Origin of the sequence: Streptomyces sp. NPDC007088 (assembly GCF_042869355.1) — a bacterium.
Classification (GTDB): Bacteria; Actinomycetota; Actinomycetes; order Streptomycetales; family Streptomycetaceae; genus Streptomyces.
This window is the reverse complement of the sequence record NZ_JBIAFO010000016.1, coordinates 129,063-154,216: the sequence shown is the minus strand read 5'-3', so window position 1 is coordinate 154,216 and position 25,154 is coordinate 129,063. Positions and strand designations below refer to the sequence as shown.

At 73.8% G+C, this 25,154-nt stretch carries 22 protein-coding genes and 1 tRNA gene; 5 read left to right on the top strand and 18 right to left on the bottom strand.

All coding sequences use genetic code 11. The annotated features are described in order from the left end of the window. The first annotated feature begins 246 nt into the window (after positions 1 to 246). Entirely contained in the window at positions 247 to 1,878 is a 1,632-nt protein-coding gene (locus tag ACFYMP_RS24040) for a protein kinase (protein WP_388861290.1), read from the top strand. Between the two features lie 134 nt (positions 1,879 to 2,012). Here ACFYMP_RS24040 and ACFYMP_RS24035 read toward each other — a convergent pair whose 3' ends face one another. From ACFYMP_RS24035 to pdhA, 9 genes are all read right to left on the bottom strand, one after another. After that, a complete protein-coding gene (locus tag ACFYMP_RS24035; protein ID WP_388861287.1) occupies positions 2,013 to 2,549 on the bottom strand; it encodes a bacterial proteasome activator family protein in 537 nt (178 codons plus the stop codon). Positions 2,550 to 2,616: 67 nt separating this feature from the next. Continuing rightward, on the bottom strand, positions 2,617 to 3,414 hold the full coding sequence (locus tag ACFYMP_RS24030; protein WP_388861283.1) for a hypothetical protein: 798 nt from the start codon (positions 3,412 to 3,414) through the stop codon (positions 2,617 to 2,619). A gap of 214 nt (positions 3,415 to 3,628) precedes the next feature. Then, on the bottom strand, positions 3,629 to 4,609 hold the full coding sequence (locus ACFYMP_RS24025) for an NAD(P)H-quinone oxidoreductase (RefSeq protein ID WP_388861280.1): 981 nt from the start codon (positions 4,607 to 4,609) through the stop codon (positions 3,629 to 3,631). 91 nt (positions 4,610 to 4,700) lie between these two features. Beyond that, positions 4,701 to 5,801 carry a potassium channel family protein gene (locus ACFYMP_RS24020; RefSeq protein ID WP_388861277.1) on the bottom strand — a complete coding sequence of 367 codons (1,101 nt, stop codon included), beginning with the start codon at positions 5,799 to 5,801 and terminating at the stop codon, positions 4,701 to 4,703. 142 nt (positions 5,802 to 5,943) lie between these two features. Next, complete coding sequence (locus tag ACFYMP_RS24015) at positions 5,944 to 7,605, bottom strand: molybdopterin-binding protein (RefSeq protein WP_388861338.1); 1,662 nt, start codon at positions 7,603 to 7,605, stop codon at positions 5,944 to 5,946. A gap of 134 nt (positions 7,606 to 7,739) precedes the next feature. Next, a complete protein-coding gene (locus tag ACFYMP_RS24010) occupies positions 7,740 to 8,651 on the bottom strand; it encodes a DUF6457 domain-containing protein (RefSeq protein ID WP_388861274.1) in 912 nt (303 codons plus the stop codon). 260 nt (positions 8,652 to 8,911) lie between these two features. Beyond that, the gene (locus ACFYMP_RS24005) at positions 8,912 to 10,429 is read right to left on the bottom strand and encodes a dihydrolipoamide acetyltransferase family protein (protein WP_388861271.1); all 1,518 of its coding nucleotides are present in this window, start codon (positions 10,427 to 10,429) and stop codon (positions 8,912 to 8,914) included. After that, positions 10,429 to 11,463 (bottom strand): alpha-ketoacid dehydrogenase subunit beta, encoded by a 1,035-nt coding sequence (locus ACFYMP_RS24000; protein WP_388861268.1) that lies wholly within the window; start codon positions 11,461 to 11,463, stop codon positions 10,429 to 10,431. Before ACFYMP_RS24000 ends, ACFYMP_RS24005 begins: the two co-directional genes overlap by 1 nt. Continuing rightward, on the bottom strand, positions 11,460 to 12,641 hold the full coding sequence (gene pdhA, locus ACFYMP_RS23995) for a pyruvate dehydrogenase (acetyl-transferring) E1 component subunit alpha (protein ID WP_388861265.1): 1,182 nt from the start codon (positions 12,639 to 12,641) through the stop codon (positions 11,460 to 11,462). The genes ACFYMP_RS24000 and pdhA overlap by 4 nt, the downstream gene beginning before the upstream one ends. Positions 12,642 to 13,366: 725 nt before the next feature. Between pdhA and ACFYMP_RS23990 the strand changes: the two genes are divergently transcribed. Continuing rightward, positions 13,367 to 13,828, top strand: a complete 462-nt coding sequence (locus ACFYMP_RS23990) for an Lrp/AsnC family transcriptional regulator (protein ID WP_388861335.1) — start codon at positions 13,367 to 13,369, stop codon at positions 13,826 to 13,828. Positions 13,829 to 14,085: 257 nt separating this feature from the next. On the opposite strand, the gene ACFYMP_RS23985 is transcribed toward ACFYMP_RS23990, so the two are convergent. The 8 genes from ACFYMP_RS23985 to ACFYMP_RS23950 form a co-directional block, all read right to left on the bottom strand. Next, entirely contained in the window at positions 14,086 to 14,727 is a 642-nt protein-coding gene (locus ACFYMP_RS23985) for a TetR/AcrR family transcriptional regulator (protein ID WP_388861261.1), read from the bottom strand. A 172-nt stretch (positions 14,728 to 14,899) separates the two neighbouring features. Next, entirely contained in the window at positions 14,900 to 15,709 is an 810-nt protein-coding gene (locus ACFYMP_RS23980) for a TrmH family RNA methyltransferase (RefSeq protein ID WP_388861258.1), read from the bottom strand. Next, positions 15,706 to 17,043 (bottom strand): HTTM domain-containing protein, encoded by a 1,338-nt coding sequence (locus ACFYMP_RS23975; RefSeq protein ID WP_388861255.1) that lies wholly within the window; start codon positions 17,041 to 17,043, stop codon positions 15,706 to 15,708. Before ACFYMP_RS23975 ends, ACFYMP_RS23980 begins: the two co-directional genes overlap by 4 nt. After that, positions 17,040 to 17,897 (bottom strand): DUF5819 family protein, encoded by an 858-nt coding sequence (locus ACFYMP_RS23970; protein ID WP_388861252.1) that lies wholly within the window; start codon positions 17,895 to 17,897, stop codon positions 17,040 to 17,042. The genes ACFYMP_RS23975 and ACFYMP_RS23970 overlap by 4 nt, the downstream gene beginning before the upstream one ends. Before the next feature lie 70 nt (positions 17,898 to 17,967). Next, positions 17,968 to 18,312, bottom strand: a complete 345-nt coding sequence (locus ACFYMP_RS23965) for a rhodanese-like domain-containing protein (RefSeq protein WP_363145301.1) — start codon at positions 18,310 to 18,312, stop codon at positions 17,968 to 17,970. A 226-nt stretch (positions 18,313 to 18,538) separates the two neighbouring features. Further along, positions 18,539 to 19,504 carry a hypothetical protein gene (locus ACFYMP_RS23960; RefSeq protein ID WP_388861249.1) on the bottom strand — a complete coding sequence of 322 codons (966 nt, stop codon included), beginning with the start codon at positions 19,502 to 19,504 and terminating at the stop codon, positions 18,539 to 18,541. A 217-nt stretch (positions 19,505 to 19,721) separates the two neighbouring features. Beyond that, a complete protein-coding gene (locus ACFYMP_RS23955; protein WP_388861246.1) occupies positions 19,722 to 20,993 on the bottom strand; it encodes a DUF2252 domain-containing protein in 1,272 nt (423 codons plus the stop codon). 480 nt (positions 20,994 to 21,473) lie between these two features. Next, on the bottom strand, positions 21,474 to 21,929 hold the full coding sequence (locus ACFYMP_RS23950) for a winged helix-turn-helix transcriptional regulator (protein WP_388861244.1): 456 nt from the start codon (positions 21,927 to 21,929) through the stop codon (positions 21,474 to 21,476). A 130-nt stretch (positions 21,930 to 22,059) separates the two neighbouring features. On the opposite strand from ACFYMP_RS23950, the gene ACFYMP_RS23945 reads away from it, so the two are divergent. Further along, positions 22,060 to 22,707 carry an FMN-dependent NADH-azoreductase gene (locus ACFYMP_RS23945; protein ID WP_388861241.1) on the top strand — a complete coding sequence of 216 codons (648 nt, stop codon included), beginning with the start codon at positions 22,060 to 22,062 and terminating at the stop codon, positions 22,705 to 22,707. A 489-nt stretch (positions 22,708 to 23,196) separates the two neighbouring features. Here the strand turns inward: ACFYMP_RS23945 and ACFYMP_RS23940 are convergent. Beyond that, positions 23,197 to 23,280: transfer RNA gene (locus ACFYMP_RS23940), tRNA-Leu, on the bottom strand. Between the two features lie 472 nt (positions 23,281 to 23,752). Between ACFYMP_RS23940 and ACFYMP_RS23935 the strand changes: the two genes are divergently transcribed. Both ACFYMP_RS23935 and ACFYMP_RS23930 read left to right on the top strand, forming a co-directional pair. Next, positions 23,753 to 24,610, top strand: coding sequence for an FhaA domain-containing protein (locus ACFYMP_RS23935; RefSeq protein WP_388861238.1), 858 nt, complete (start codon positions 23,753 to 23,755; stop codon positions 24,608 to 24,610). 10 nt (positions 24,611 to 24,620) lie between these two features. After that, the gene (locus ACFYMP_RS23930) at positions 24,621 to 25,139 is read left to right on the top strand and encodes an FHA domain-containing protein (RefSeq protein ID WP_388861235.1); all 519 of its coding nucleotides are present in this window, start codon (positions 24,621 to 24,623) and stop codon (positions 25,137 to 25,139) included. Positions 25,140 to 25,154 lie beyond the last annotated feature (15 nt).

The window sequence follows — 25,154 nt, the reverse complement described above, 5'->3', positions numbered from 1 at the left end:
GTCGGGCACCTGGCTTGACGTGTCGGTGCCCTGCGGCAGACTTGGCGGGGACCGGTCACGGATCATCGCACGCGATCACCCGGACCAGTGCACCGGGAACACGGGCACGGACGAAGCGAGTTCGTCGCCCGGACGCCACGGAGGCACCGGATCACCGGCGAACGACGGCACGGCGTTGCGGCGGGACAGCAGGCGGCGGCACGAGTGCGCACACCGTACGGAGTGCGGGGGGAACGGCGGGGGACCATGAGCCAGGACGGCGGCGCGCACGGCCGGTACGCGGGACATTCCGTGGCCAAGGGCCGGTACCAGTTGCGTGACCTGCTCGGTGAGGGCGGGATGGCCTCGGTGCATCTCGCCTACGACTCGGTGCTCGACCGGCAGGTCGCGATCAAGACCCTGCACACCGAGCTGGGCCGCGAGCCCGCCTTCCGGGAGCGCTTCCGGCGTGAGGCGCAGGCCGTGGCGAAGCTCACGCACACCAACATCGTCTCCGTCTTCGACACCGGCGAGGACGATCTCGACGGGACCACCACCCCGTACATCGTCATGGAGTTCGTCGAGGGCCTCCCCCTCGGCTCGGTCTTCGAGCAGGACGTGGCGCGGTTCGGGGCGATGCCCACGGACAAGGCCCTCAAGATCACCGGTGATGTGCTCGCGGCCCTGGAGATCAGCCACGAGATGGGCCTCGTGCACCGGGACATCAAGCCGGGCAACGTCATGCTGACCAAGCGCGGCGTCGTCAAGGTCATGGACTTCGGCATCGCCCGCGCCATCCAGTCCGGGGTCACCTCGATGACCCAGACCGGCATGGTCGTGGGCACCCCGCAGTACCTCTCCCCCGAGCAGGCACTGGGCCGGGGCGTCGACGCGCGCAGCGACATCTACTCCGTCGGGATCATGCTCTTCCAGCTGCTGACCGGCCGGCTGCCCTTCGACGCCGACTCGCCGCTGGCCATCGCGTACGCGCACGTCCAGGAGGAGCCCGTCGCGCCCTCCTCGCTCAACCAGTCGCTGCCCCCGGCCGTCGACGCGCTCGTGGCACGGGCCCTGCGCAAGAACCCCAACGAACGGTTCCCCACCGCCGAGTCGATGCGCGAGGAGTGCGACCGGGTGGCGCGCTCGCTGTCCGGGGCCGCCCCGAGCGTCGTGCGCTCCGCCCCCTCGCAGAGCGGCACGGGGGTGGGCGCCGCGGTCTTCCCGCCCGTCGACCAGAGCGCGCAGCCGCCGCAGGGGCCGTACGCGGCGCAGAGCCCGTACCAGCTCCCGCACCCGGCGCCGCACTCCGCCTACGGCACGCCGCACCCCGCCCCGCAGACCGCTCAGCCCCCGGTCCAGGCCGGTTACGGCTATCCGCAGCAGGGCTACGCGACGCCCCCGCCGTACCAGCAGCCGGCCACCCCGTACGGGAGCCGGCACCCGGCCGGCCGGACGGGCGGCGGCAAGCGGGGGCGGGGGCTCGTCGTCGCCTCGGCCGTCGTGGCGGTACTGGCCGTCGTGGCCGCGATCGCGGTCCTGGCGCAGCGCGGGAAGGACACGGGCGACGACCGGCCGCGGGCCAAGGAGTCGGCCTCGCACCAGGCGGGCTACCGGGGACCGGACAAGACGAAGACGATCGACCCCAAGAAGTGCACGGACCCGACCGAGTCGTACAACGACCCGGACAAGATCGAGGTCCCCAACTTCCAGTACAAGTACGTGAACTCGGTCAAGGACTGTCTGCGGGCCGCCGGCTGGGAGTTCACGGTGAAGTTCGTGCCCGACAACACCTTCGGCGAGGGCTCCGTCATCGACCAGTGGCCGGCGGCGCGCACGAACGTGGACGAGAAGGACCGCGGGAAGATGACGCTCAGCGTCTCCACCGGGAACCCCGAGTGACCGGCGCCCGGAAACGCGCGGGGCGCCCCGGTTCACGGCCGGCCGACGACTGACCGGCGTCCGCCCGACGGCTGAGGCCCGCCTCCCTGCGTAGGGAAGCGGGCCTCAGCCGTACGCGGTACGGACCGGTCGGGTTACAGGTAGGGGCCGCCCGTGCGGCCACCGGACACGTCGCCCTCCTCGGCGCCGCCCGCGCCGGGCGGCAGCGCGCGGCGCATCTGCTCCAGCTGGGCGCGGGCCGCCATCTGCTGGGCGAACAGCGTGGTCTGGATGCCGTGGAACAGCCCCTCCAGCCAGCCCACCAGCTGGGCCTGCGCGATCCGCAGCTCCGCGTCGCTCGGCGTGACGTCGTCGGTGAACGGCAGCGAGATCCGTTCCAGCTCGTCCACCAGTTCCGGGGCCAGCCCGTCCTCCAGCTCCTTCACGGAGCTGGCGTGGATCTCGCGCAGCCGAGCCCGGCTCGCCTCGTCGAGAGGGGCCGCCCGTACTTCCTCCAGCAGCTGCTTGATCATGCTGCCGATGCGCATGACCTTCGCGGGCTGCGCGACCATCTCGGTCACCGGGATCTCGGTGGAGTCGTCCGCTCCACCGCCGCCGAGCGCCATTCCGTCCTGTCCGACGACCAGGACCTGCGGGTGCTCCTGCGACCGTTCGTTCCTCGGGATCTCCATGCCTCCATTGTCTCCCACCGTGCGCCCCCGCCTGGATGGTGCCCCCGTCAGTGGGCGTCCGGAGGGCTCAGGCCCGGCGCAGTCGCAGTCCCAGAAAGGCCGTGGCCAGTCCCAGGCCGACGCAGATCAGGCCGCCGCCCAGAGCCGTCGGCCCGGAGGCCACCCCACCGCGCGAGGCGACCGCGCGGTGCGCCCCGCCCGCTTCGGGGGCCGGTGTGGCAGCGGCGCTCGCCCCGGCGCCGCCGGGGGAGCGGTCCACGGCGGGAGGAGGAACGGGGGGCGGCAGCGGTACGGAGAACGCCGCCCCCAAGGAGGGCACCGCCCCCACTCCGGCCTCCGAGGTCTCTCCGCGCGTACGGCGGTGGCGCTCCCCGGTGGAGGCGTCCGGGGCAGCGGTGCGCGGGGCGCGCGACGCCGGGGATGCCGGGGTGGAGGTCGCGGGAGCGGCAGGCAGGGCCGACGGAGGTCTCGGCCGTCCGGAGCGCCCCTGGTTCCCGGACTGGGCTGTGTCATCCGGTCGGGTCTCGTCGCCCGGCCGGGAGCCGACCACGTCGGGCAGGCGCAGGGGGAGCCACGGGAGCAGGCCCCCGAGTCCCTGGGCACCGCCGAAGCCGAAGCCGTCCCCGTCCCGGGGCGGGGGGTCCGGGGTGGCGGCGCCGGTGACCGGCCGGGGCGGCCCGGAGCCGTCGTAGGGCGAGAGGGACGCCGCCTCCGTTACGCGAGGGGACGGCGGCGCGCCGGTCGCGGGGAGCGCGGGCTCGCCGGCTTGGGCGTAGCCCGTCGGCAGCCAGATCAGGAGCAGAACCACCAGCAGCGCGGTCACCACCGCACCGGCGGCCCCCGGCAGCCGAAACCCTGACGTCATCCCGGCTCCCCCTCCGTTCCCCGGCCTTCTGCGCCCGGCCGGGACAGTGCGACCAGCGTCACACATGCCGGGAGGCACGGCACCTCAGCCACGACTCGGCCCGGCGCGACCCCCCGTGACACCCGCGGCGCTCACCCGCGAGACCGGAGGGGCGGCCCCCGACGCCGTACGCGGCCGCCCACGTGGCGCAGGCCCGTTCCGTGACCGGCGTCCCTCAGGAGGTGACCAGCAGCACCTTCCCGATGTGGCTGCTCTCGTCCAGGATCACGTGCGCGGCGGACACCTCGCTGAGCGGCAGACGACGGTGCACGACGGTGCGCACGGTGCCCGACTCGATGAGCGGCCAGACGTGCTCCCGGACACCGGCCACGATGGCCGCCTTCTCCTCGACCGGCCGGGAGCGCAGGGAGGTCGCGGCCACCGCGAGCCGCTTCTGGAGCAGCGTGTTGAGGTTGATCTCCGCCTTGACGCCGCCCTGGAGCCCGATGACGACGAGCCGTCCGTTGATCGCCAGCGCGTCGATATTGCGCTCCAGGTACTTGGCGCCCATGTTGTCGAGGATGACGTCGGCGCCGTGGCCGCCGGTGGCCTCGCGCAGTTCCTCCACGAAATCCTGTTCGCGGTAGTTGATCAGGATGTCGGCGCCCAGTTCGCGGCAGCTCTCCAGCTTCTCGGGGGTCCCCGCGGTCACCGCGACGCGCGCGCCGACCGCCTTGCCGAGCTGGATCGCCATGGTGCCGATCCCGCTCGAACCGCCGTGCACCAGAAGGGTCTCCCCGGGGCGCAGCCCCGCGACCATGAAGACGTTCGACCACACCGTCGCCGTGACCTCCGGCAGCGAGGCCGCGTCGACGAGGTCGACCCCCTTCGGCACGGGCAGCAACTGCCCCACCGGCACCGCGACCTTCTCGGCGTAGCCGCCGCCCGCGAGCAGAGCGCACACCTCGTCACCGACCGCCCAGCCCGACACGCCCTCGCCGAGCGCGAGGACTCGGCCCGAGACCTCCAGGCCGGGGTACACGGGCGCGCCGGGCGGCGGGTCGTAGTAGCCCTGGCGCTGCATGACGTCGGCGCGGTTGACCCCGGCCGCCACGACCTGGACCAGGGCCTCACCCGCCGCCGCGACCGGATCGGGCACCTCGGCCCCTACGAAAGCCTCGGGACCACCGGGTTCGGGAATCGTGATCGCATACATGCTCGCGAGGCTACTCGCGTGAGCCTCGGAGCGAGAGAAGGCGCGGACCGGGCGCCGCCCCGCACGGTTCAACCACCGGCCCGTGGACGGTTCAGGCGCTGGGCAGCGGTCGCGTGTCCGGCGCCATGTGGGGGTCGGGACCGGCGCGGACGATGGTGATGAGACGGTCGGTCAGCTGCAAGGTGCCGACGGCCGGATCGTCGTACCCCAGTACCCGGTGCCCGCGGATCACGCTGATGACGAGGTCGTCGGTGTCCCGAGGTCCGCGCCCCACCTCGGACTTTATGACCGGGCGCTCGACCAGATCGAGTCCGGTGCCCTGCTGGATGAGGTCTTCCAGGACCATGCCGGCGCTCGGGCTCAGCACCGAGAGGCCGAGCAGCCGCCCGGCCGCGCTCGCACTCGTGATCACGGCGTCGGCCCCGGACTGGCGCAGCAACGGCGCGTTCTCCTCCTCGCGGACCGCCGCCACGATGTGGGCGGTCCGGTTGAGCTGGCGGGCGGTGAGCGCGACGAGGACCGCGGTGTCGTCGCGTTGCGTCGCGATGATGATCTGCCGGGCCTTGGCCACCTCCCCCCGGGCCAGTACGTCGCTGCGGGTCGCGTCACCGACCACGCCCGCGAAACCCTCCGAGGTGGCGAGTTCGATCACCTTCTCGTTGGGGTCGACGACCACCACCTGTTGCGGGGTGACCGAGCCCGTGGCCAGCACGGTCTTGATCGCCGAACGGCCCTTCGTGCCGAAGCCGACGACGACGGTGTGGTCTCTCAACGCACTCCTCCAGCGGTGCAGGCGCCACTCCTCCCGGGTCCTCTCGGTGAGGACCTCCAGGGTGGTGCCGACCAGGATGATCAGGAACAGCACGCGCAGGGGCGTGACGACGAGGATATTGATGAGCCGGGCCGTGTCGCTGACCGGCACGATATCGCCGTAACCCGTAGTGGAGAGGGTCACGGTCGCGTAGTAGAAGGCGTCGAGCAGATCGACCTGATGGTCGGAGTTGTCGCCGTAGCCGTCGCGTCCCAGGTACACGAGCAAGGCGGTCCCCACCAGGACGGCGAGCGCCATGGTGATGCGCTTCGCGACCTGCCGGAAGGGCCGCTCGACCATCCGCCGCGGCAGTTTGACCCGCGTGGCCACCAGCTTCTCGCCGGCCTGACGCGCGATGGCGTCCTGTCCGGGCAGTTTCACGTGAAACCTCCCGCGTGGGCCGAGAGCCCCACGCACCCTGCTCGTCCGTGACCCGCCGCGACACGGTGGGCCTTCCCCTCACTGTCGGCCGCTTGTCCAGCGACGGCCGGTCCATGTTTCACGTGAAACAAAGGGCATCGTTTCACGTGAAACATCCCGCGCCCCAGGGCAGTTCGAGAAGGTCGAGCTGCTCCCCCTCGCGGACCCCGCCCGGCGGTACGACCGCCAGGGCCTCGGCCCTCGCGATGCCCCGGAGCATCGCGGGCCCGTTGAAGCGCAGCACCTCGGCCCTCCCGAAGCGCAGCCGCACCGGCAGCAGCCGGGTATCGCGCGGGTGTCCCTGGACCCCCTCGGCGGCGGGTACGGCGTACGGCTGCCCCACGGCGCGGCCCGCGAGGACCCGCAGCAGGGGAGCGGCCAGGGTCAGGAGCCCCGACACGGCGGCCAGCGGGTTCCCCGGCAGGCCCACGAGGTGCTGTCCCGGCGCGGTCGCGGCCAGGAGCATGGGGTGACCGGGCCGGACCGCGACCCCGTCGACCAGCAGCCGGGCGCCGATCCGGTCGAGTACCGGGTGGACGTGGTCCACGGGCCCCCCGGCCGTGCCGCCCGTCGTGAGGACGAGGTCCGCCTCGCTGCCCGCGACGGCCTTCAGCAGACCCTCCTCGTCGTCCCCGAGCCGCCGTACCGCCCGGACCTCGGCGCCGAGCGCGCGCAGCCAGGACGGGAGCATCGGGCCGAGCGCGTCCCGGATTCGCCCCTGTTCGGGCAGTCCGCTGGTCAACAGCTCGTCGCCGAGGACCAGTACCTCCACTGTGGGGCGGGGGACGGCGCGCACCGAGTCGTAGCCGGCGGCCGCGGCCAGCCCCAGCACGACGGGGGTGATGAGCGTGCCCGCGTCGAGCAGCCGGTCGTGGGCACGGCACTCCTGTCCCCGCGGGCGGATGTCCTGCCCCTGGAGCACGGCGCGCAGCGGATGCAGCCGTCCCGAGGGGTCGACCTCGCCGTGCTCGGTGCGTACGACGGCGGTGGTACCGGAGGGGACCGGCGCGCCCGTCGCGATCGGGACGGCGCTACCGTCCTCGACCGCGTCGCGCTGGTGCTGACCGGCGAGTACCCCGCCCTCGGCGAGCAGCCAGGGGCCGGGGCCCGCGACGGCCCAGCCGTCCATGGCCGAGGTGTCGAAGGAGGGCAGGTCGGTGAGCGCCTTCAGCGGCTCCGCGAGCGCGAGACCGAGGGCCGCGTCGAGGGCCGTGCGGGGAGCGGGACGCACCTCCGCCGTCCGGGCCACGACCTCACGCCCGGCCCGCAGCGCCGCCGCCCCGGCCTCCTCCCAGGAGAGGACAGCGGGCCGGTGCGGGGACGCGGAGGTGCGCGTGCCGGGGGCGGTCCCACAGTCGCCGGACGACGGGGACACCCGCGGAGAGGGAGCGGGACGTGGGACGGCGCGCTCGTGCCCCGGGCCCGGGGCGGGAGAACCGGCTCCCCGACGCGGGCCGACGGGCCCGTCCGCCGGTCTGTCCGCCGGTCCGACTGAAGTGCTCTCCTCCGGCCTCGGCCGCCGCCCGCCCCGGTACTCGGCGCCTTCCTGCCGTTGCCGACGCTCACGGGTGGCGGGAGGCCCGGGGTCCGGAGCGACCGGTTCCCCGGGCGTCTCCGCGCGCACGAGAGCCAGCGCCTCGTCGAAAGGCGTCTCGTCGAAAGGCACCTCGTGGGCGGGCGCCTCGTCGGCGGGCACCTCGTGGGAGGGCGCCTCCTGGAGGGGCGTTTCGCCGTCGCGGTCTCCTGCGGGCCCCCCGGAGACCATGTGATCCGGGTCCTCCTGATCGAAAGCCGCGTGATCGAAGAGCGCCTGACCGAAGAGCGCCTGACCGAGGGGCACGGCGTCGAAGGGCTTGTCGTCGAAGGCGCCGGGACCCGGTTCCTCGCCGCTCCCCCGGTTCACTGCGCCTCAGCCGCCCACCGGTTCGCCAGTTCGGCGGCCTGACGCGCGAGCGCGGCGACCTCCTGCGGACCGCCCTGCGCCCGTCCGGCCGCGTACCCGACGAGGAAGGTCGTCAGAGGGGCGGCGGGCCGGTCCACGCCGTGCGCCGCGTCCCGGGCCAGGTCGAGGACGGCGTGCAGATCGACGTCCAGATCGATGCCGAGTTCGGCCTTGACTGCGGAAATCCATTCATCCAACACGTGCCCATGCTCCCTGATCGTGTCCCGGGCGACAGCGACGTCCTCCCAGGTGTCGCAGTCGAAAGAGGCGTTGCCCTCGTCGCGCACACGGACCAGTGCGAAGTCCGAGACGAGAGACCGCAGCGGCAGCCCGTGCAACGTGCCGTGCTCCGCGCGCAGCCGGTCGAGCGCGCCCCGCAGCGAGGAGGCGCGGTAGACCGCGACCAGGGTCTGGTCACGGCCCGACGCGTCGACGAGCAGCGCCCCGTCCACCTGTCCGCCATCCCGCCTCGGCCCGCCACCGGCCCCCGTACGCTCCACCGGCCCGACGGCCGGTCCCAGCGCGGTGTCGAGCGCGGCCACGAGCCGCTCGACGGTGGGCCGGTCGAGGAAGGGAAGGTCGGCGGAGAGCACCAGGACGAGGTCCCGCGCGGTGTGCCGCAGACCGGCGTCGAGCGCGGCGACGGGACCCCCGCCCGGGGGATTCTCGCGGGCCCGCACGACGGGCCGGGCACAGGTCCGGGGCCCGGACACGACGACCGTGGTCTCCGCCGACGCGCACGCGGCCAGCACCCGGTCGATCAGGGCCCGGCCACCGACCGTGACGGCCGGCTTGTCCGTCCCGCCCAGGCGCCTGGCCGCTCCGCCCGCCAGGACGACGGCGTCGTACCCGCGCCTCACCTCGACCACGCCCGCCTCCTCAGATGTGCCCGGCCCGGGACGCGCCCCGGGCCCCGCGGGCGCTCGTGCCCCCGGTCCCGCGGTGCCCGTAACCCGTGCGCCCGGAATCCCGCCGCGCGCTCCTGTCCCGAGGGGCGCGCCCTGAAGTATGGCCACAGCGAAGATCGATGGCACCCCGCGCGCACGGAACAGGGCGGAACTCCCCCGGTATGCCGGAGGTGTCCCGCCCTGTCGTACCGCCCGTACCGCCCGTACCGCTGCCCGCCGTCTCAGAGCGAGCGCAGCAGCACCGCCGGCTGTTCCACACAGTCCGCGACGTAGCGCAGGAATCCACCCGCCACCCCGCCGTCACACACCCGGTGGTCGAAGGTCAGGGAGAGCTGCACGAGCTGCCGCACCGCCAGCTCACCCTCGTACACCCACGGTTTGGGCGTGATGCGGCCGACGCCGAGCATCGCGGCCTCGGGGTGGTTGATGATCGGGGTCGAACCGTCCACGCCGAACACGCCGTAGTTGTTGAGCGTGAAGGTGCCACCGGTCAGCTCCGCGGGGCCCAGCCGGCCGGCCCGCGCCAGTTCCGTCAGCCGGGCGAACTCGGCGGAGAAGGACTCGGCGCCCCGCGCGTGGGCGTCCCGGACGACGGGGACGACCAGCCCCCGGTCGGTCTGCGCCGCGAAGCCCAAGTGCACACCGGGGAGGCGCACGATCTCCCTGGCCTCGGTGTCGACGCGGGAGTTCAGTTCCGGGAAGCGGGCGAGCGCGGCCGTCGTGATCCGGGCGAAGAGGGCGAGCAGCGAGATCTTCGGCCCGCCCGCCGCGTTCATGGCCGTGCGGGCCCGCAGCAGTTCCGTGGCGTCCGCGTCGACCCAGCACGTGGCGTCCGGGATCTCGCTGCGGCTGCGCGAGAGCTTGTCGGCCGCGACCGCGCGTATTCCGCGCAGGGGCACGCGGACCTCCGCGCCGGGTGGAGCGGCGGAGCGCACGGCCGGCGCGGTCCCGGTCGCCGCGCTCGCGGCGGCCCCGTCGGCGGTCCGCGCGGCCCCCGCCCCGGCGCCGTCCGCCGCACCGTCCCGTACGAAGGACTCGACGTCGGAGCGCAGGACCAGCCCAGCGGGGCCCGAGCCGCGAACAGCGCGCAGGTCCACACCGTGGTCCCTGGCCAGCTTCCGTACGAGCGGGGAGATGACGGGCACGGGTCCTTCGGCCGCCCTCCCGTCGGCGCCCGAAGCCCCACCGGCCGCCGAACCGTCGACGGCGGAGGAGGGGCGCGGGGCGAGGACGGCGACGGGAGGCGGGGCGGCCGCGGCGGACCCGTTCACCGCCGCGCCGTCAACGGCCGGCGCATGCGCCGCGAGGGCGGGGGAGGCGCCACGCACCCGGCGGCGACGGGCGCTCACGGCCCCCGCCGTGCCGTAACCGACCAGCACGTTCCCGGAGCCGCCGCTCCCGGAGCCGCCGTCACCCGAACCGCCGTCCCCGGCCGCACCGTCGCCGGAACCGGCTGCGGAGCCGTCGGCGGCAGCGGCGTCCCCGGCAGCGGCGCCCTCGACCGCGACGGCGATCAGCGGCGCGCCCACCGGCAGGTCCGTGCCCTCCTCGCCGTAGCGCGAGGCCACGACCCCGCCGTGCGGGCAGGGCACCTCGACCATCGCCTTCGCGGTCTCCACCTCGACGACGGGCTGATCGATCTCGACGACGTCACCGACCTCCACGAGCCAGCGCACGATGAGCGCCTCGGTGAGCCCCTCACCGAGGTCGGGCAGGGCGAACTCCAGGACCCGCGTCATCAGCGCTCAGCCTCCCACTGAAGCCGTGCCACCGCGTCCAGCACGCGGTCCACACCCGGCAGGTGATGCCGCTCGATCATCGGCGGCGGGTACGGGACGTCGAAACCGGCCACCCGCAGGACGGGCGCCTCCAGATGGTGGAAACAGCGCTCGGTGACCCGGGCCGCGATCTCCCCGCCGGGACCGGCGAAGCCCTGCGACTCGTGCACGACGACCGCGCGGCCGGTGCGCCGCACCGACGCGGCCACCGTCTCGTCGTCGAAGGGCACGAGGCTGCGCAGGTCCACGACCTCCAGGTCCCAGCCCTCCGCGACGGCCGCCTCGGCGGCCTCCAGGCACACCGGGAGCGAGGGGCCGTACGTCAGGAGTGTCGCGCTGCGCCCACCGCGCCGGACGACGGCCCGGCCGATCGGCTCGACGGCTCCCGGCGCCTCGGGCGACCACGCCGCCTTCGACCAGTACAGCCGCTTGGGCTCCATGAAGACGACCGGGTCGTCCGAGGCGATCGAGGCGCGCAGCAGGCCGTAGGCGTCCTCCACGGTCGCGGGCGTCACGACGTGCAGGCCGGGGGTCGCCATGTAGTAGATCTCGGAGGAGTCGCTGTGGTGCTCCACGCCGCCGATCCCGCCCCCGAAGGGGACGCGGATGGTCAGCGGCAGCGCCAGCCTGCCGCCGGTGCGGTTGCGCATCTTCGCCACATGGCTGACGACCTGCTCGAAGGACGGATAGGCGAAGGCGTCGAACTGCATCTCCACCACCGGCCGCAGTCCGTACATCGCCATGCCCACGGCCGCGCCCAGAATCCCGGCCTCGGCCAGCGGCGTGTCCGTGCAGCGGTCGTCGCCGAACTCCGCGGCGAGGCCGTCGGTGATGCGGAAGACCCCGCCGAGGGTGCCCACGTCCTCACCGAGGACGTGCACCGCGGGGTCCTCCGCCATCGCGTCGCGCAGAGCCCGGGTCAGGGCCTGCGCCATCGTCGCGGGCCTCGCGCCGCCCGTGTTCGCGGCGGCCGGGGCCGCCGTCGCCGTACTCATCGTTCGTTCCCCGCTCCCGTAGCCGTGCCCGCGTTCCCCGCGACCGCCTCGGCCTCCGCCTCCATCTCCGCGCGCAGCAGCTCGGCCTGCTCGGCCAGCTGCGGGGTGCGCTCGGCGAAGACGTGGTCGAACAGCCGCTCCGGGTGCAGCGGCGCGTCCTCGTTCAGGGCGGCCCGCAGGCCGGCCGCGAACTCCTCGGCCCGTTCCCCCGCCACGGCGACGGCCGCCTCGTCGATCACCCCGCGCTCCAGCAGTTCGCGCTCCATGATCTTGACCGGATCGTGCGCGCGCCACGCCTCGACCTCCTCGGCGGCGCGGTAGCGCGTCGCGTCGTCCGCGTTGGTGTGCGCCTCCATCCGGTAGGTGACCGCCTCGACGAGGGTCGGTCCGCCCCCCGCCCTGGCCCGGTCCATCGCCTCGCTCAGCACCTCGTGCATCGCGACCACGTCGTTCCCGTCGATCAGCCGGCCCGGCAGCCCGTACCCGACCGCCTTGTGCGCCAGCGAGGGGGCGGCGGACTGCTTGGCGAGCGGTACGGAGATCGCGTAGCCGTTGTTCTGCACGAGGAAGACGACGGGCGCCTGCCACACGGCGGCGAAGTTGAGCGCCTCGTGGAAGTCGCCCTCGCTGGTTCCGCCGTCCCCGCACATCGCGAGCGCCACGACGTCGTCCCCGCGCAGCCGCGCCGCGTGCGCGAGGCCCACGGCGTGCGGCAGATGGGTGGCGAGCGGGGTCGACAGCGGGGCGACGCGGGTCGCGAGCGGGTCGTAGCCGGTGTGCCGGTCGCCGCGCAGCAGCGTCAGGGCCTCCAGCGGATCGACGCCCCGGGCGATCACGGCGAGCGTGTCGCGGTAGCTCGGGAAGAGCCAGTCCCGCTCCTCCAGCACGAGCGCCGCGGCGATCTCGGCGGCCTCCTGGCCGGTGGTGGACGGATAGACCGCGAGCCGGCCCTGCCGGGTGAGGGCGGTGGCCTGCGTGTTGAAGCGGCGCCCGCGCACCAGCTCCGCGTACAGCCGCCGCAGCAGCGCCGGGTCCACCCGCTCGACGGCCTTCGTGCCGAGGACGCGGTACGGCTCGGACTCGGGCAGCAGCGGGCCCGGCTCCACCCGTGTCCGCCAGTCGGGCGGCGGGAGGGTGCGGTGCGCCCCCTCATGCCCCTGATCCTCGACGACCGTCATGTCCGGCACCTCCTCGTGGAACGGCGCGAGAGCACGCCGAAGGTGACGTGCCTCACCTCTTGATGGTGCGAGTGCGGACGAAATTTGGCTACAGGCGCCCTGAGCCTGTGGACAAACGGCTCGGGGCGGCCTGCAATGTCTACCGGGCGTCCAAAGGGGAGAGGTGGCGGCAGGTGGCTGCTGAACGAATGGCCGGGAGGCCGGAACCCCGGTCCGGCGAAGGCGCTGGTCCCGGCTCCGTGCCGGTGGCCCGACCGGCCGCCGCCCGGGGTAGCGGAGCAGTCCCGGGGGCGGCCGCCGAACCGCCGCGCCCCGCACGCCGGACCCCCCTCCCGCGCCAGGAACCGGTCGCGCGCGGCGGACACGACCACACGGGGGCGGCTCCCGGCGGAGCGACGCCGTCGGGCCCGGCGCGCGGGCCCCGGGGGACGCACGAGTTCCAGGGCACTCAGGGCCCTCAGGGGTCCCATGGGTCCCAAGGTTCCCAGGACCCTCAGGTGCCCCAGAGGTCCCAGGGGTCCCAGGGGTCGCCTGTTGCGCGCAGTTCCCAGGGGGGACAGCGCGCAGGAGGGCAGCAAGGGGAGCAGGGACCTCACAGTGCCCAGCGTCCCGGCATCGGAGGCCCCGGAGGCCCCGGAGGCCCCACGGTCCCAGCACGTCCCACCGGTCCCACTGGTCCCACCGGCTCCACCACCCCCTCCCGTTCCGGCCCGGACCCCGAGTCGCTGCCCGAGCCCCGTCCGCTCGACTCCGTGGACCGCGACATCCTGCGCATCCTCCAGGCGGACGGCCGGGCCTCGATACGGTCGGTGGCGGAGGAGGTCCACGTCTCGCGGGCCAACGCCTACGCGCGCGTCAACCGGCTGATCGAGGACGGGGTGATCCGTGGCTTCGGAGCCCGGGTGAACCATGAACGCGCCGGTCAGGGCGCCTCCGCGTACCTGACCCTGCGCATCGTGCAGAACTCCTGGCGCACCGTGCGCCAACAGCTCAGATCCCTGCCGGGGGTCGCGCACATCGCCCTCGTCAGCGGTGATTTCGACGTACTGCTGCTCGTGCACTCCCCGGACAACCGGGCCCTGCGCGAACTGGTCCTCCTCCGCCTCCAGTCCATCCCGGAGATCCTGTCCACCCGGACCCTGCTGGTCTTCGAGGAGGACGACCTCGACCCGGGCGCCCACGACTGAGCCGGGCCCGGGGCCAGTGAGCCCGGCTAAGGGCCACTGAGCCTGGCCAGGGGGCCATTGAGCCGGCCCGAAGGCCGGACGGCGCCCACCACCGGCTGAGCCCGTCCGGGCGGGCCGCACCCCGCCCGCGAAACCGGACCGGTCAGGGCGGGCCACGCGGACATTCCGGACCTCACCTCCCTGCCACGCGGCCCCCCGCCGCCGGCTCCGGACCACCCGCGCCCTCGCGCGTCAGCCACCACCCGCGCCCTCGCGCGTCAGCCCTTGACGCGCAGCCCGTCGAAGGCCAGCCGCACCACCGCGTCGGCCAGCTCGGTCGCGCTCGTACTCTCCCCCGAGGCGTCCCCGGGGCCGGCGGCCGTACCGCCGGTCCCGTCCCCGCCGTCCAGCCGGTACCACTCCACGAGGGAGTTGATCATCCCGTAGAGCAGCCGGGTCGCGAGCCGCGGCTCCACGTCGCCGCGCAGGTCGCCCTCGGCGACGGCCTCCTGGAACAGGTCGGCGACACGGTGGTCGAACTCCCTGCGGCGTTCCATCGCCCAGCGCTCCGTGTCGGTGTTCCCGCGCACCCGCAGCAGCAGCGTCACGTACGGCAGCTCCGCGACCAGGACCCGCACGGTGCCGCGCACCACGTGCTCCATCCGGTCGATGGCCGCCCCGTGCGCGGCGCCCTTCTCGTCCAGGACACCGAAGAGGCCGTCCAGCGCCCGGCTCACGGCCCGGCGCAGCAACTCCTCCTTGCCCGCGACGTGGTGGTAGATCGAGGACTTCGAGATGCCCGCGGCCTTCGACAGGTGCTCCATCGAGGTGCCGTCGTATCCGCGCTCGTTGAAGACCCCGACCGCCACCGACAGCAGCGACTCGGGGGTGTACGCGTCACGCTTGGCCGCAGACGCCATGGGCAGACCACCGTTCTCCAGGGGCGGGGAACGCCGGCCGGGAACCGGCCCGGGGCGCGCCCCGTGTCAACCAGGGGTTTCGGCGGACTCCCTCGTACCGACCGATCGTTCGGTAACTCTAACTCCGGAGGCCCGCCTTGCCCACCGGCGAGCACAGCCGCACCCGGGGCACCTACCCCCGATTCTCCCCCGGAGCGCTCACCGGCGTCGACGTGGTCGTGGACCAGTGGAACAGCGCCATGCCCACGCTGGTGGCGAGGTTGTAGCTGGAGACCTGCGGACGCATCGGCAGCGAGACCAGGCGGTCCGCCCGCTCCCGTACGGCGGCCGAGATGCCGTGCCGTTCGGAGCCGAAGGCGAGGAGCGCGTCGTCGGGCAGGACCAGCCCCCTGATGTCCTCGCCCTCGGGGTCCAGCGCGTACAACGGGCCGTCGGGGAGGTCCACGAGGTCCATGCGCTCGACGACGGTGGCGAAGTGCAGACCGGCGCCCCCGCGTACGACGGTGGGATGCCACGGGTCGAGGTCCCCGGTCGTGATCACGCCACCGGCACCGAAGCCGGCCGCGAGCCGGATGACGGCGCCCGCGTTGCCGAGGTTGCGGGGCTCGTCGAGCAGGACCAGCGGACTGCTGCGGGGCCGCGCGCGCAGCGCCGCGAGCTGCGCGGCGCGCCGCGGCCGGACGGCGAGCGCGGCCACGCCGGTGGGATGCGGCCGCGCCACCAGCGAGCGGTACTCCCGCTCGCCCACCTCCACCAGCAGCGGCCCGAGGACCCCGGCCAGGTCCGGGGCGAGTTCCCCGGCGAGGGCGAGCGCCGCGTCCCGGTCGGCGGCCACGGCCACCGGGACCGCGGCGCCGAAACGCAGCGCGTGCTTGAGCGCGTGGAACCCGTCGAGCAGCACCGTGCCCCCGGCCTCCCGCGACTCGTGCCACCGGGTGAGGACGGGCGAGGGGGCGGCGGACGGGGCGGGGCGCGCGTTCATGGCCGGAAGCCTACGGGGGAGCGGCCGGCCCCCTCGCCCGGCTCCGCCGCCCGCGGTCCGGGGAGCGCCACGGCCCCCGCCGCACCGGCCCCCGCCCCCGGGACGCCGCGCCGGCGGGCGGTGAGACGGCCGAGAACGCCCCCCACGAGGCCGCCGGCGCCCCGCAGGAAACCGGTCGGCAGGAACACCGCGTCGGCGGCGATCATCGCGAGCGAGAAGAAGGGCAGCCCGAGGATCACCGCGATACCGACGTGCTCCGCCATCATCCCGGCCAGCAGCACGTTCTTGACGCGCCGGTTGAACAGGGCGAACGGAAAGGCCACCTGGACGAGGACGGTGCCGTACGTGAGCAGTGCGACCAGCGTGCCGTGCGCGGCGAGCGCCTCGGAGAGGGCGGGCCACGGCGAGAAGTACTCCAGCCGCAGCGGGTAGTGCACGGCCGTACCGTCCTGCCAGCGGCTGCCCTGGATCTTGTACCAGCCGGCGGTCGCGTAGATGAGACACGCCTCGCCCATGACGACGAGCAGCCCCGCGTTGTGCACGGCGTTGCCCACGACATCCGCCAGCGCCCGCAGTTGCCGTACGTGGAAACCGGCCGCGGGACGGGCGGCGCGACGCTCCAGCAGCCACCACACGCCCAGCGCCGACCACAGCCCCCACAGGGCGAGGGACCAGCCGCCCGTCAGGCGGCCGCCCAGGCAGGCGAGCGCGAGCACGAGACCGAGCACGGCCCACAGCGGCGGACCCGCCCGGTCCCGTCCGCCGCGCGCCCGGCGCCGCGCGTCGAGCGACCAGACCTGACCGCACCGCGTGAACACCAGATAGACCGCCATGAGATGGACGACGTTGTCCCCGCCGTCCCCCATGAACACGGAGCGGTTCTGGAGGGAGAGCACGCCGATCATGAACAGCACCGAGGCCGTACGCGTGCGCCACCCGAGCAGTAGCAGGGCCGCGGACAGCGCCGCGAGCGCGTAGACCAGCTCGAACCACAGCCGCCCGCCGAACCACGGCAGGACCGTGAAGGCGTGGTTGCTCGCCAGGAGCCGCCCGGCGAGGTCCGGCCCCCACGGGCTGTCCGGCCCGTACAGCTCGTCGCGGTGCGGGAGTTCGCGCAGCAGGAACGCGAGCCAGGTCGCGGAGAAACCGATGCGGACGACGGCGCTCTGGTACGGCCCCAGCGCGCGGCCGGTCACCTGACCGAGGGCCCGCCCCAGTCCGGCCCGCCACGCCCGGACCCGCCGCCCGGCAGCCGCCCGCGCCCCCGCGCCCGGCCCCGCCGGAACCCGCGCCTGTCCCTCGTACCGGCCGCCGCCGCCCTCGCGCCCGCTCATCGCGGAGTCCCCGGAGCCGGGTAGGAGGGCAGCGGGGACGGGGCGGGGCCCCCTCCCGGCCGGTCCGCCACCGACACGTCCCACCAGGGCAGTTCACGGACGGCGGGCCGCACGACGGAGGTGTCGGTGCCCCACTTCGGGAGCGGTACCGGCGTCGTACGGGCACGCAGTCGCACCCGCTCCACCACGGCGTCCCGCCCGCCGGCCCCGGCACGCTCCAGCCGCAGGACCCCCAGGCGCAGCAGGTAGCGGGCGGACAGCTCACCGCGCAGCCCGTTCGGCCGCTCCCTCACGTCGTGCGAGGAGGCGTAGAAGTCCCAGGCCCTGCGCAGTTCGTTCTGCTGGGTGTGGCTCGGCACGGGATTTCCCTCGATAGCCGCCCCGTCCCGCGCGGACAGGTCGTACCAGCCCGTCCGGAAGGAACTCCCGTCCGGACGCCGCCCCTCGGCCCGCGCCTGCACCGAGACGTTCTGCTGCAAGGGGTTGGGGGCGAACAGCTTCCAGTTCTGCTCGAACTCGGGGTATATCCACGCCCCGATGGTCTTCGCGTGCTGTTTGCTCACGGTGTTGGGCGGCGCCACGTGCAGGAAGACCATGCCGAGATGGACGAGGGCGAGCACGGCGGCCGTCGCGAGGGCCAGCGCGCCCACCACGCGGTACGGAAGCGCCAGCGCGGCCAGACCGCCGGGGCCGACGGGCCCCTCCGTGCCGGACGCCTGCCGCGCGCCGGACTCCGGCGACGGGGGCGGCGCGTACGCGGGGGAGGCCCCGGGCCCGGCCTCGCGCGCCGCACCGCCGTCACCCTCGTACGCGTTCATCCCGCTCCCGCGCTCCGCGCTGAACTCGTCGGTCACCGGGCTGTCACCTTACGGCCCCGGGCCCGGACGAGCGGCGGGAACGGCTCCCTGGGGAGACCGCACCGGCTCACATGACGAAACCGGCGCCGCCCTTGTCGTCCACCACCGGCTTGCCCGCCGCCTCCCACGCCTGCATGCCGCCCTCGACGTTGACGGCGTCGAGGCCCTGCTGGGCGAGGTACATCGTGACCTGAGCGGAACGGCCGCCGGAGCGACAGATGACGTTGACCTTGGCGTCCTGCGGGGCCGCCTCCGTCAGCTCGCCGTAGCGGGCGACGAAGTCGCTCATCGGAATGTGCAGCGCCCCCTCGGCGTGACCTGCCTGCCATTCGTCGTCCTCGCGGACGTCCAGCAGGAAGTCGTCGTCCGACAGCTCACCGACACCGACACTGGGCAAAGATCCGAAATGCATGGGTGAGACGCTACCCGAAGGCCACCCACCGGCCCCGACCACGCGGCGCCCGGCCCGGTGGACGCGAGGCCTGTCCGCCCCTTCCCGTCGTCGCCCGCAGGGCGGCCACGCGGCGTCAGACGCGCGTGCTGCCGGGACACCGCCCCCAGGGCCGCGTACGCGACGTACTCGGGTCCGGGGCCGGCACCGCGAGAGGTCGAGCACGGCGTCACGCGGCGGACAGCCCTTAGACCCCGCCGCCCGCGCCCGCGTCGCCCTGCGGGCCACCGTGCGCCTCCGCCTGCGGACCGCCCGCCCCACCGTCCTCCGCGTCCGCCGGAGCAGACGTGGCGGGGGCGGCGGAGGCGGCGGACACGAGCGAGGCGAGTTCCCTCTCGCGCTCCGCGACCTGCGCGAGCAGTTGCTCGGCCACCTCGTCCAGCAGCCGGTCCGGGTCGTCGGGGGCCAGCTTGAGCATGGACCCGATCGCCCCCTCCTCCAGCTCCCGGGCGACCGCGCTCAGCATCTCCTTGCGCTGGGCCAGCCACTCCAGCCGTGCGTACAGCTCCTCGCTGCGCCCGAAACGGTCCTGTGCGGGGGCGGGGCCCGCCTCCCACTCGGCGGACAGCTCGCGCAGTCCCGCCTCGTCACCGCGTGCGTAGGCCGTCGTGACCCGGCTGATGAAGTCGTCGCGCCGGGCGCGCTCCTTCTCGTCCTGGACCAGATCGGGGTGCGCCTTGCGGACGAGTTCCCGGTACAGCGCGCGGGCCTCCTCGCTCGGCCGTACCCGCTCCGGCGGCCGCACCGGCTGGTCCGTGAGCATCGCGGCGGCCTCCGGCCACAGCCCCTCGGAGCCCATCCACCCGTGGAACAGCTCCTCGACCCCGGGCATCGCCAGGACCTGGGCCCGCGCCTCCTCGGCCCGCCTGCGGTCCTCGGCCTCGCCGGAGCGCTCGGCCCGCGCCTCCGCGATGAGCGCGTCGAGTTCGTCGAGCCGCGAGTACATGGGCCCGAGCCGCTGGTGGTGGAGCCGGGAGAAGTTCTCGACCTCCACGCGGAAGGTCTCGACCGCGATCTCGTACTCGATGAGGGCCTGCTCGGCGACGCGGACCGCCCGTTCGAGACGGTCCTCCGGCCGCGCCTCGCCCGAGGCCGTGGCGGGCGTGTCACCTGAAGGAGCGGAATGCGTGGGATCGGCTTCCGGGATGGTCACCCGACCAGCGTAGGGCACGCCCCGGCCTGGCCGGGAGGACGAGAGCCGGAGCCCGGCCCGTGACGCCCCCGGCCGCCCTCGCCCCAGGACCGGCCGGGGGGCCACCCACGGGTCCCCCTCGCCCCAGAACCGACCGGGAGGCCACCCACGGGTCCCCTCCCACCCGACCGGCCACGGGCCACAGGTCTCCCTTCCCCGCTACCGGCCACGGGCCGCCCTACACCCCGGTCTCCGCCGCGACCTTCCCGAGCCGGACGGCCTCGACGAGGTGGGCGTGGTCCTCCTCGGTCCGGTCCGCGTAGGCGACGGCGAACCGGCCCACGGCCTCCTCGAACCGCTCGTTCTTCCCGCAGTACCCGGCGATCACCCGGGGATCGGCGCTGTGCGCGTGGGCCCGCGCGAGCAGCGCCCCCGTCATCCGCCCGTAGTCGTCGAGCTGCTTTGGAGCCAGTGCGACGGGGTCCACGCTGCCCTTGCGGTTGCGGAACTGCCGTACCTGGAAGGGCCGGCCGTCCAGCGTCGTCCAGCCGAGCAGCGTGTCGCTCACCACCTGCATCCGCTTCTGCCCGAGCACGACGCGCCGCCCCTCGTGGGCCACCGGGGCCGGGGCGAAACCCACGCCCGCGAGGTGCGGAGCGAGCGCGGAGCGCCGCGCCTCCTTGACCTGGAGCACGAGGGGCTCGCCCCGGTGGTCGAGCAGCAGCGCGACGTACGAGCGGGTCCCGACACTGCCCGTCCCGACGACCCGGAAGGCGACGTCGTGCAGGGCGTGCCGGGCCAGAAGCGGCAGCCGGTCCTCGGGAAGGGTCTCCAGGTAGGCGCCGAGGGCGAGCGCGACGGCGGCGGCCTCCGCGTCCGGCACCCGGCGCAGTACCGGCAGGGCGTCCACGAAACGACGCCCGCCCCCGGCCGCCGCCTCGGTCGACTTCGCGGCGAACCGCGCACTCGTGTTGCGCCGCGCCTTGTCGGAGACCTTGCGCAGGGTGCCGACGACGTCCTTCGCGTCGGCGTGCGAGACGAGCCGTTCGTCGGCGATCGCGTGCCACGCGTCGAGCACCGGAAGCCTCGCGAGCATCCGCATCGTGCGCCGGTAGGAGCCCACCGCGTCCCGCGCCGCCCGCGCGCAGTCCTCCTCGCCGGCCCCGGCCTCCCGGCCGGCCAGGACGAGCGAGGCCGCGAGCCGCTTCACGTCCCACTCCCAGGGCCCGCGCACGGTCTCGTCGAAGTCGTTGAGGTCGATGACCAGCCCGCCGCGCGCGTCCCCGTACAGACCGAAGTTCCCGGCGTGCGCGTCCCCGCATATCTGCGCGCCGACACCGGTGACCGGGGTACGCGCCAGGTCGTACGCCATGAGTCCGGCGGCGCCCCGCAGGAAGGCGAAGGGGCTCGCGGCCATCCGCCCCGCGCGTATCGGCGTCAGTTCGGGCAGCCGTCCCCGGTTGGACTCCTCCATCGCCGTCACGGCGTCGGGCCGCCCCACGTCGATCACGAGCAGATCGTGCGAGCCGCGCGGCACCGCGCCGCGAAGCCCTTTCCCGTACGCCCTGGGGGAGCCACCGGCACCCCGCCCGGCGTGCCGGGAAGCGAACCCGGCCACCTCCGGTATGCGCGGGCCGGGCCCAACACCGGCACGGCCATCGGCACCCGCACCCGCACCCGCACCCGCACCCGCACCCAGAACGGCACCGGCGACCACGCCCGCGCCGGGAGCCGTCCCGACGCCCCCTCCGGTGCCCGGCACCGCCGTACCGCCGACCGGACGGCCGACCGCCGAATCCGTTACCTCAGTCACGTTGCACGCCCCCTCGCTCCGAACGGCCGCACCCTACGCCCCCGGGCCGCCACGGAGACCGGCCGTGCCCCATGTTTCACGTGAAACATGGGGCACGGGAGAAGGAGCGAGAGCGCAGGGACGATCCCCCTCCAAGCACCCGAGGACAAGGCGGCCGACCCGGGCGAGGTCAACCTCTCAGCAGACCGCGTCCCCCTCGGCGCGCCCCCGGCCCTCCGCCACGGCCCTGGTCGCGGCAGCCGCCTCAGTACACGGATTCCGGCCCTCGTCGTCCACCAGATGCGTCTCGGCCCACTGGGCCAGTTCCTCAAGGGCGGGACCGAGAGCGGCACCCGCCTCCGTGGGCCGGTAGACGACTCGCAGCGGCGGCCCCTCGTCCACTTCCCGTACGACCAGACCCGCCGAGGTCAGCTCACTGAGCCGGTCGGAGAGCATGCGCTCACTGATACCGGGGATGGCCCGCCGCAGTTCCGAGAAGTGCACGGGCTGTTGAAGGAGCACGGAGACGATCGGCCCGGACCAGCGCTTGCCGAGCAGACCGAACACCAGCGTGATGCTGCGGTCCACCTGGCCGCAGGGCTGTGTGCCCGCCCCGCCGACGCCCTCGTCCGAGTACTCCCCGATACCGACCATGCCTCCAGGCTACTGCCCGAGAACTCGTAGGTGAAAAAAAGTAAGTAGCTGTGTTATCAATAGTTACGTACGGAACCACCCCGACGCCGTCGCCGCCCAGCCGGTGTCACCTCCCCTTCTGGAGATCCCCATGGCCACGCTTCTGCACATCGACTCCTCGCTCTTCCCGCAGGGCTCCGCGTCCCGCGAGGTCACCGCCGCCTTCGTCAAGAGCTGGCAGGAGGCCCACCCCGAGGGCACGGTCGTCTACCGCGACCTCGCCACCAACCCCGCCCCGCACCTGGACTGGAACGCCATCTCCGCCGACTTCACGGCCCCGGCCGAGCGCACCGAGGCGCAGAACGCCGCCGTCGCGGCGCGCGAGGAGCTGGTCGCCGAACTGGAGGCCGCGGACGCGGTGCTCCTGGGCGCCCCGATGTACAACTTCACGATCCCCTCGACGCTCAAGGCGTGGCTCGATCAGGTGATCGTCATCGGCCGTACCGGCGGGGACGAGTCCACCGTCAAGGGCCTGCCGATCACCGTCGTCGCCAGCCGCGGCGGCTCCTACGCGCCCGGCACCCCGCGCGAGAGCTTCGAGTTCGTGCAGAACTACCTGGAGTCGGTGCTCACCGGGCTGCTCGGCGCCGAGGTCGACTTCATCGTTCCCGAGCTGACCCTGGCCCCGGTCAAGGAGGAGATGGCCTCCCTCCGCCCGCTCGCCGAGGCCAGCCGCGTCAAGGCCCACGAGGACGCCGACACCAAGGCCCGCGCCCTGGCCGCCCGCCTGAGCGCCTGAGCGCCGCGCTCCGTAGCACCCGAGCACCTGAGCACCTGAGCACCTGAGCACCTGAGCACCAGGCTCCGGACTCGGCGGCTCCTGAGCCACCGCAGCACCCGTACGGCGAAGGCCCGCGCGATCCGGTCGCGCGGGCCTTCGCCGTACGGACAAACGGGACGGGACACGCGTGGGACCTGTGAGACCTTCCTCACACCAAGATCACGAACGGCGGCGAAGGCCCCGAAGACAGACGGCGGACGGCGGGCACGGGTGCGGCGGCCCGAAGGCAAGAGGGCGGGCGAAGCACGGCCACCGCGCGACCCGCACGCGACAAGGCGCGCGACGAGGGCGGGACAAGGCAGCCCACGGCGGCACCCCGGACCTGCGGCGCGGGCGGACGACGGCAACGGCAACGGCAACGACAACGGGACACGAAAAAGCGGGCCCATCATGATCGATGAGCCCGCTTTCGCGATGCGTTCGGACACCGCTTGCGATGTCCCGCTGTGCGCGAGGGGGGAGTTGAACCCCCACGCCCTTTCGGGCACTGGAACCTGAATCCAGCGCGTCTGCCTATTCCGCCACCCGCGCATGGGTGTTGTCTCCGGGTTGACCCCCTCCGCTGTGCGGTGGGAGCGCCTTTCGACATCTGAAGATTAGCACGGTGCGCCGGGTGGATTCACCTCGCATTCGACGGGGCACCCGGAGCCGGGACCAGCCCCCTCCGCCACCCCCGACCTGGCACCCGGCAGCTCCCGGGGCGCTCCCGGCCGGTTCGCGGCCCCCCGTGCGCACCGGCGGGAGTGTGTCCTCGCGCAGGTGGGGGACACTGGGCTCTGAGCGGCCTTACGATCCCAGTTCCAGGGGCCCCTTCTCCGGAGCACGTGATCCCTCAACCCGGGGGCGCGGCAACGGATTCGGGCTTCGGCCGGGCATCGCGCGGGGACGTCTTGTGAGAGGCGACACTCGTCGCTCGGGCGGCCAGGGGGAACCACCCGTTTTCCCGGCGCGTGGATACGATCAGTAAGCAGTATCAGGACGGCAGCGGAGAAGGAGGTGCCTCATGGGAGTCATGAAACGGTTCGAGCAGCGCCTCGAAGGTCTGGTCAACGGCACCTTCGCCAAGGTCTTCAAGTCCGAGGTGCAGCCCGTCGAGATCGCCGGCGCCCTACAGCGCGAGTGCGACAACAACGCCACGATCTGGAACAGGGACCGCACCGTGGTCCCCAACGACTTCATCGTCGAGCTGAGCACCCCGGACTTCGAGCGGCTGAGTCCCTACTCCGGCCAGCTCAGCGACGAGCTGGCCGGCATGGTCCGCGACTACGCCAAGCAGCAGCGCTACACCTTTATGGGGACCATCAAGGTCCACCTGGAGAAGGCCGACGATCTGGACACCGGTCTCTACCGGGTCCGCAGCCGCACCCTGGCCTCCAGTACCTCCCAGGGCCCGCAGGGCCCCCAGGCCCCGCAGGGCGGCCCCGCGCCGCACGCCGCCCCCGGCGGCTACGGCTACCCCCCGCAGCCCGTCTCCGCGCCGCCGATGCCCGCGGGGCCGCCGCCCGGTCACCCGCACGCGGCGCCGCCCGGTCACCCGCACGCGGCGCCGGCCGGGCGCCCCGGTCCGGTGGCCGGTGGCCGGACCAGGCACTGGGTGGAGATCAACAACAATCGGCACCAGATCACCCGCCCGACGCTGGTGCTGGGCCGCAGCACCGAAGCCGACGTGCGGATCGACGATCCCGGCGTCTCCCGCCGGCACTGCGAGATCCGGACCGGAACGCCCTCGACGATCCAGGATCTCGGGTCCACCAACGGCATCGTGGTGGACGGGCAGCACACCACCCGCGCTACGCTCCGCGACGGCTCGCGGATCGTCGTGGGCAACACGACCATCGTTTATCGGCAAGCCGAAGGGTGAAGCGGGGGCAATGTCAGAGCTGACCCTGACGGTCATGCGGCTGGGTTTCCTGGCTGTTCTGTGGCTGTTCGTCATCGTGGCCGTCCAGGTCATCCGCAGCGACCTGTTCGGCACACGTGTCACGCAGCGCGGATCGCAGCGCAGGTCCCAGCGGGGCGACACCCGGGCCCAGCAGCCCCGGGCCGCCGCCGCCCCGCCCCCGCAGCGTCAGCAGGCGGGCCGCCAGCGGCGGGGCTCCCCCACCAAACTGATCGTCTCCGAGGGCACCCTGACGGGGACCACGGTCGCCCTCCAGGGCCAGACCATCAGCCTCGGCAGGGCGCACGACTCCACGATCGTGCTGGACGACGACTACGCCTCCAGCAGGCATGCCAGGATCTACCCGGACCACGACGGTCAGTGGATCGTCGAGGACCTCGGTTCCACCAACGGCACGTACTTGGACCGGACCCGGCTCACCGCACCGACCCCGGTGCCCCTGGGCGCGCCGATCCGCATCGGCAAGACCGTGATCGAGCTGCGGAAGTAGTACGACAATGAGCGA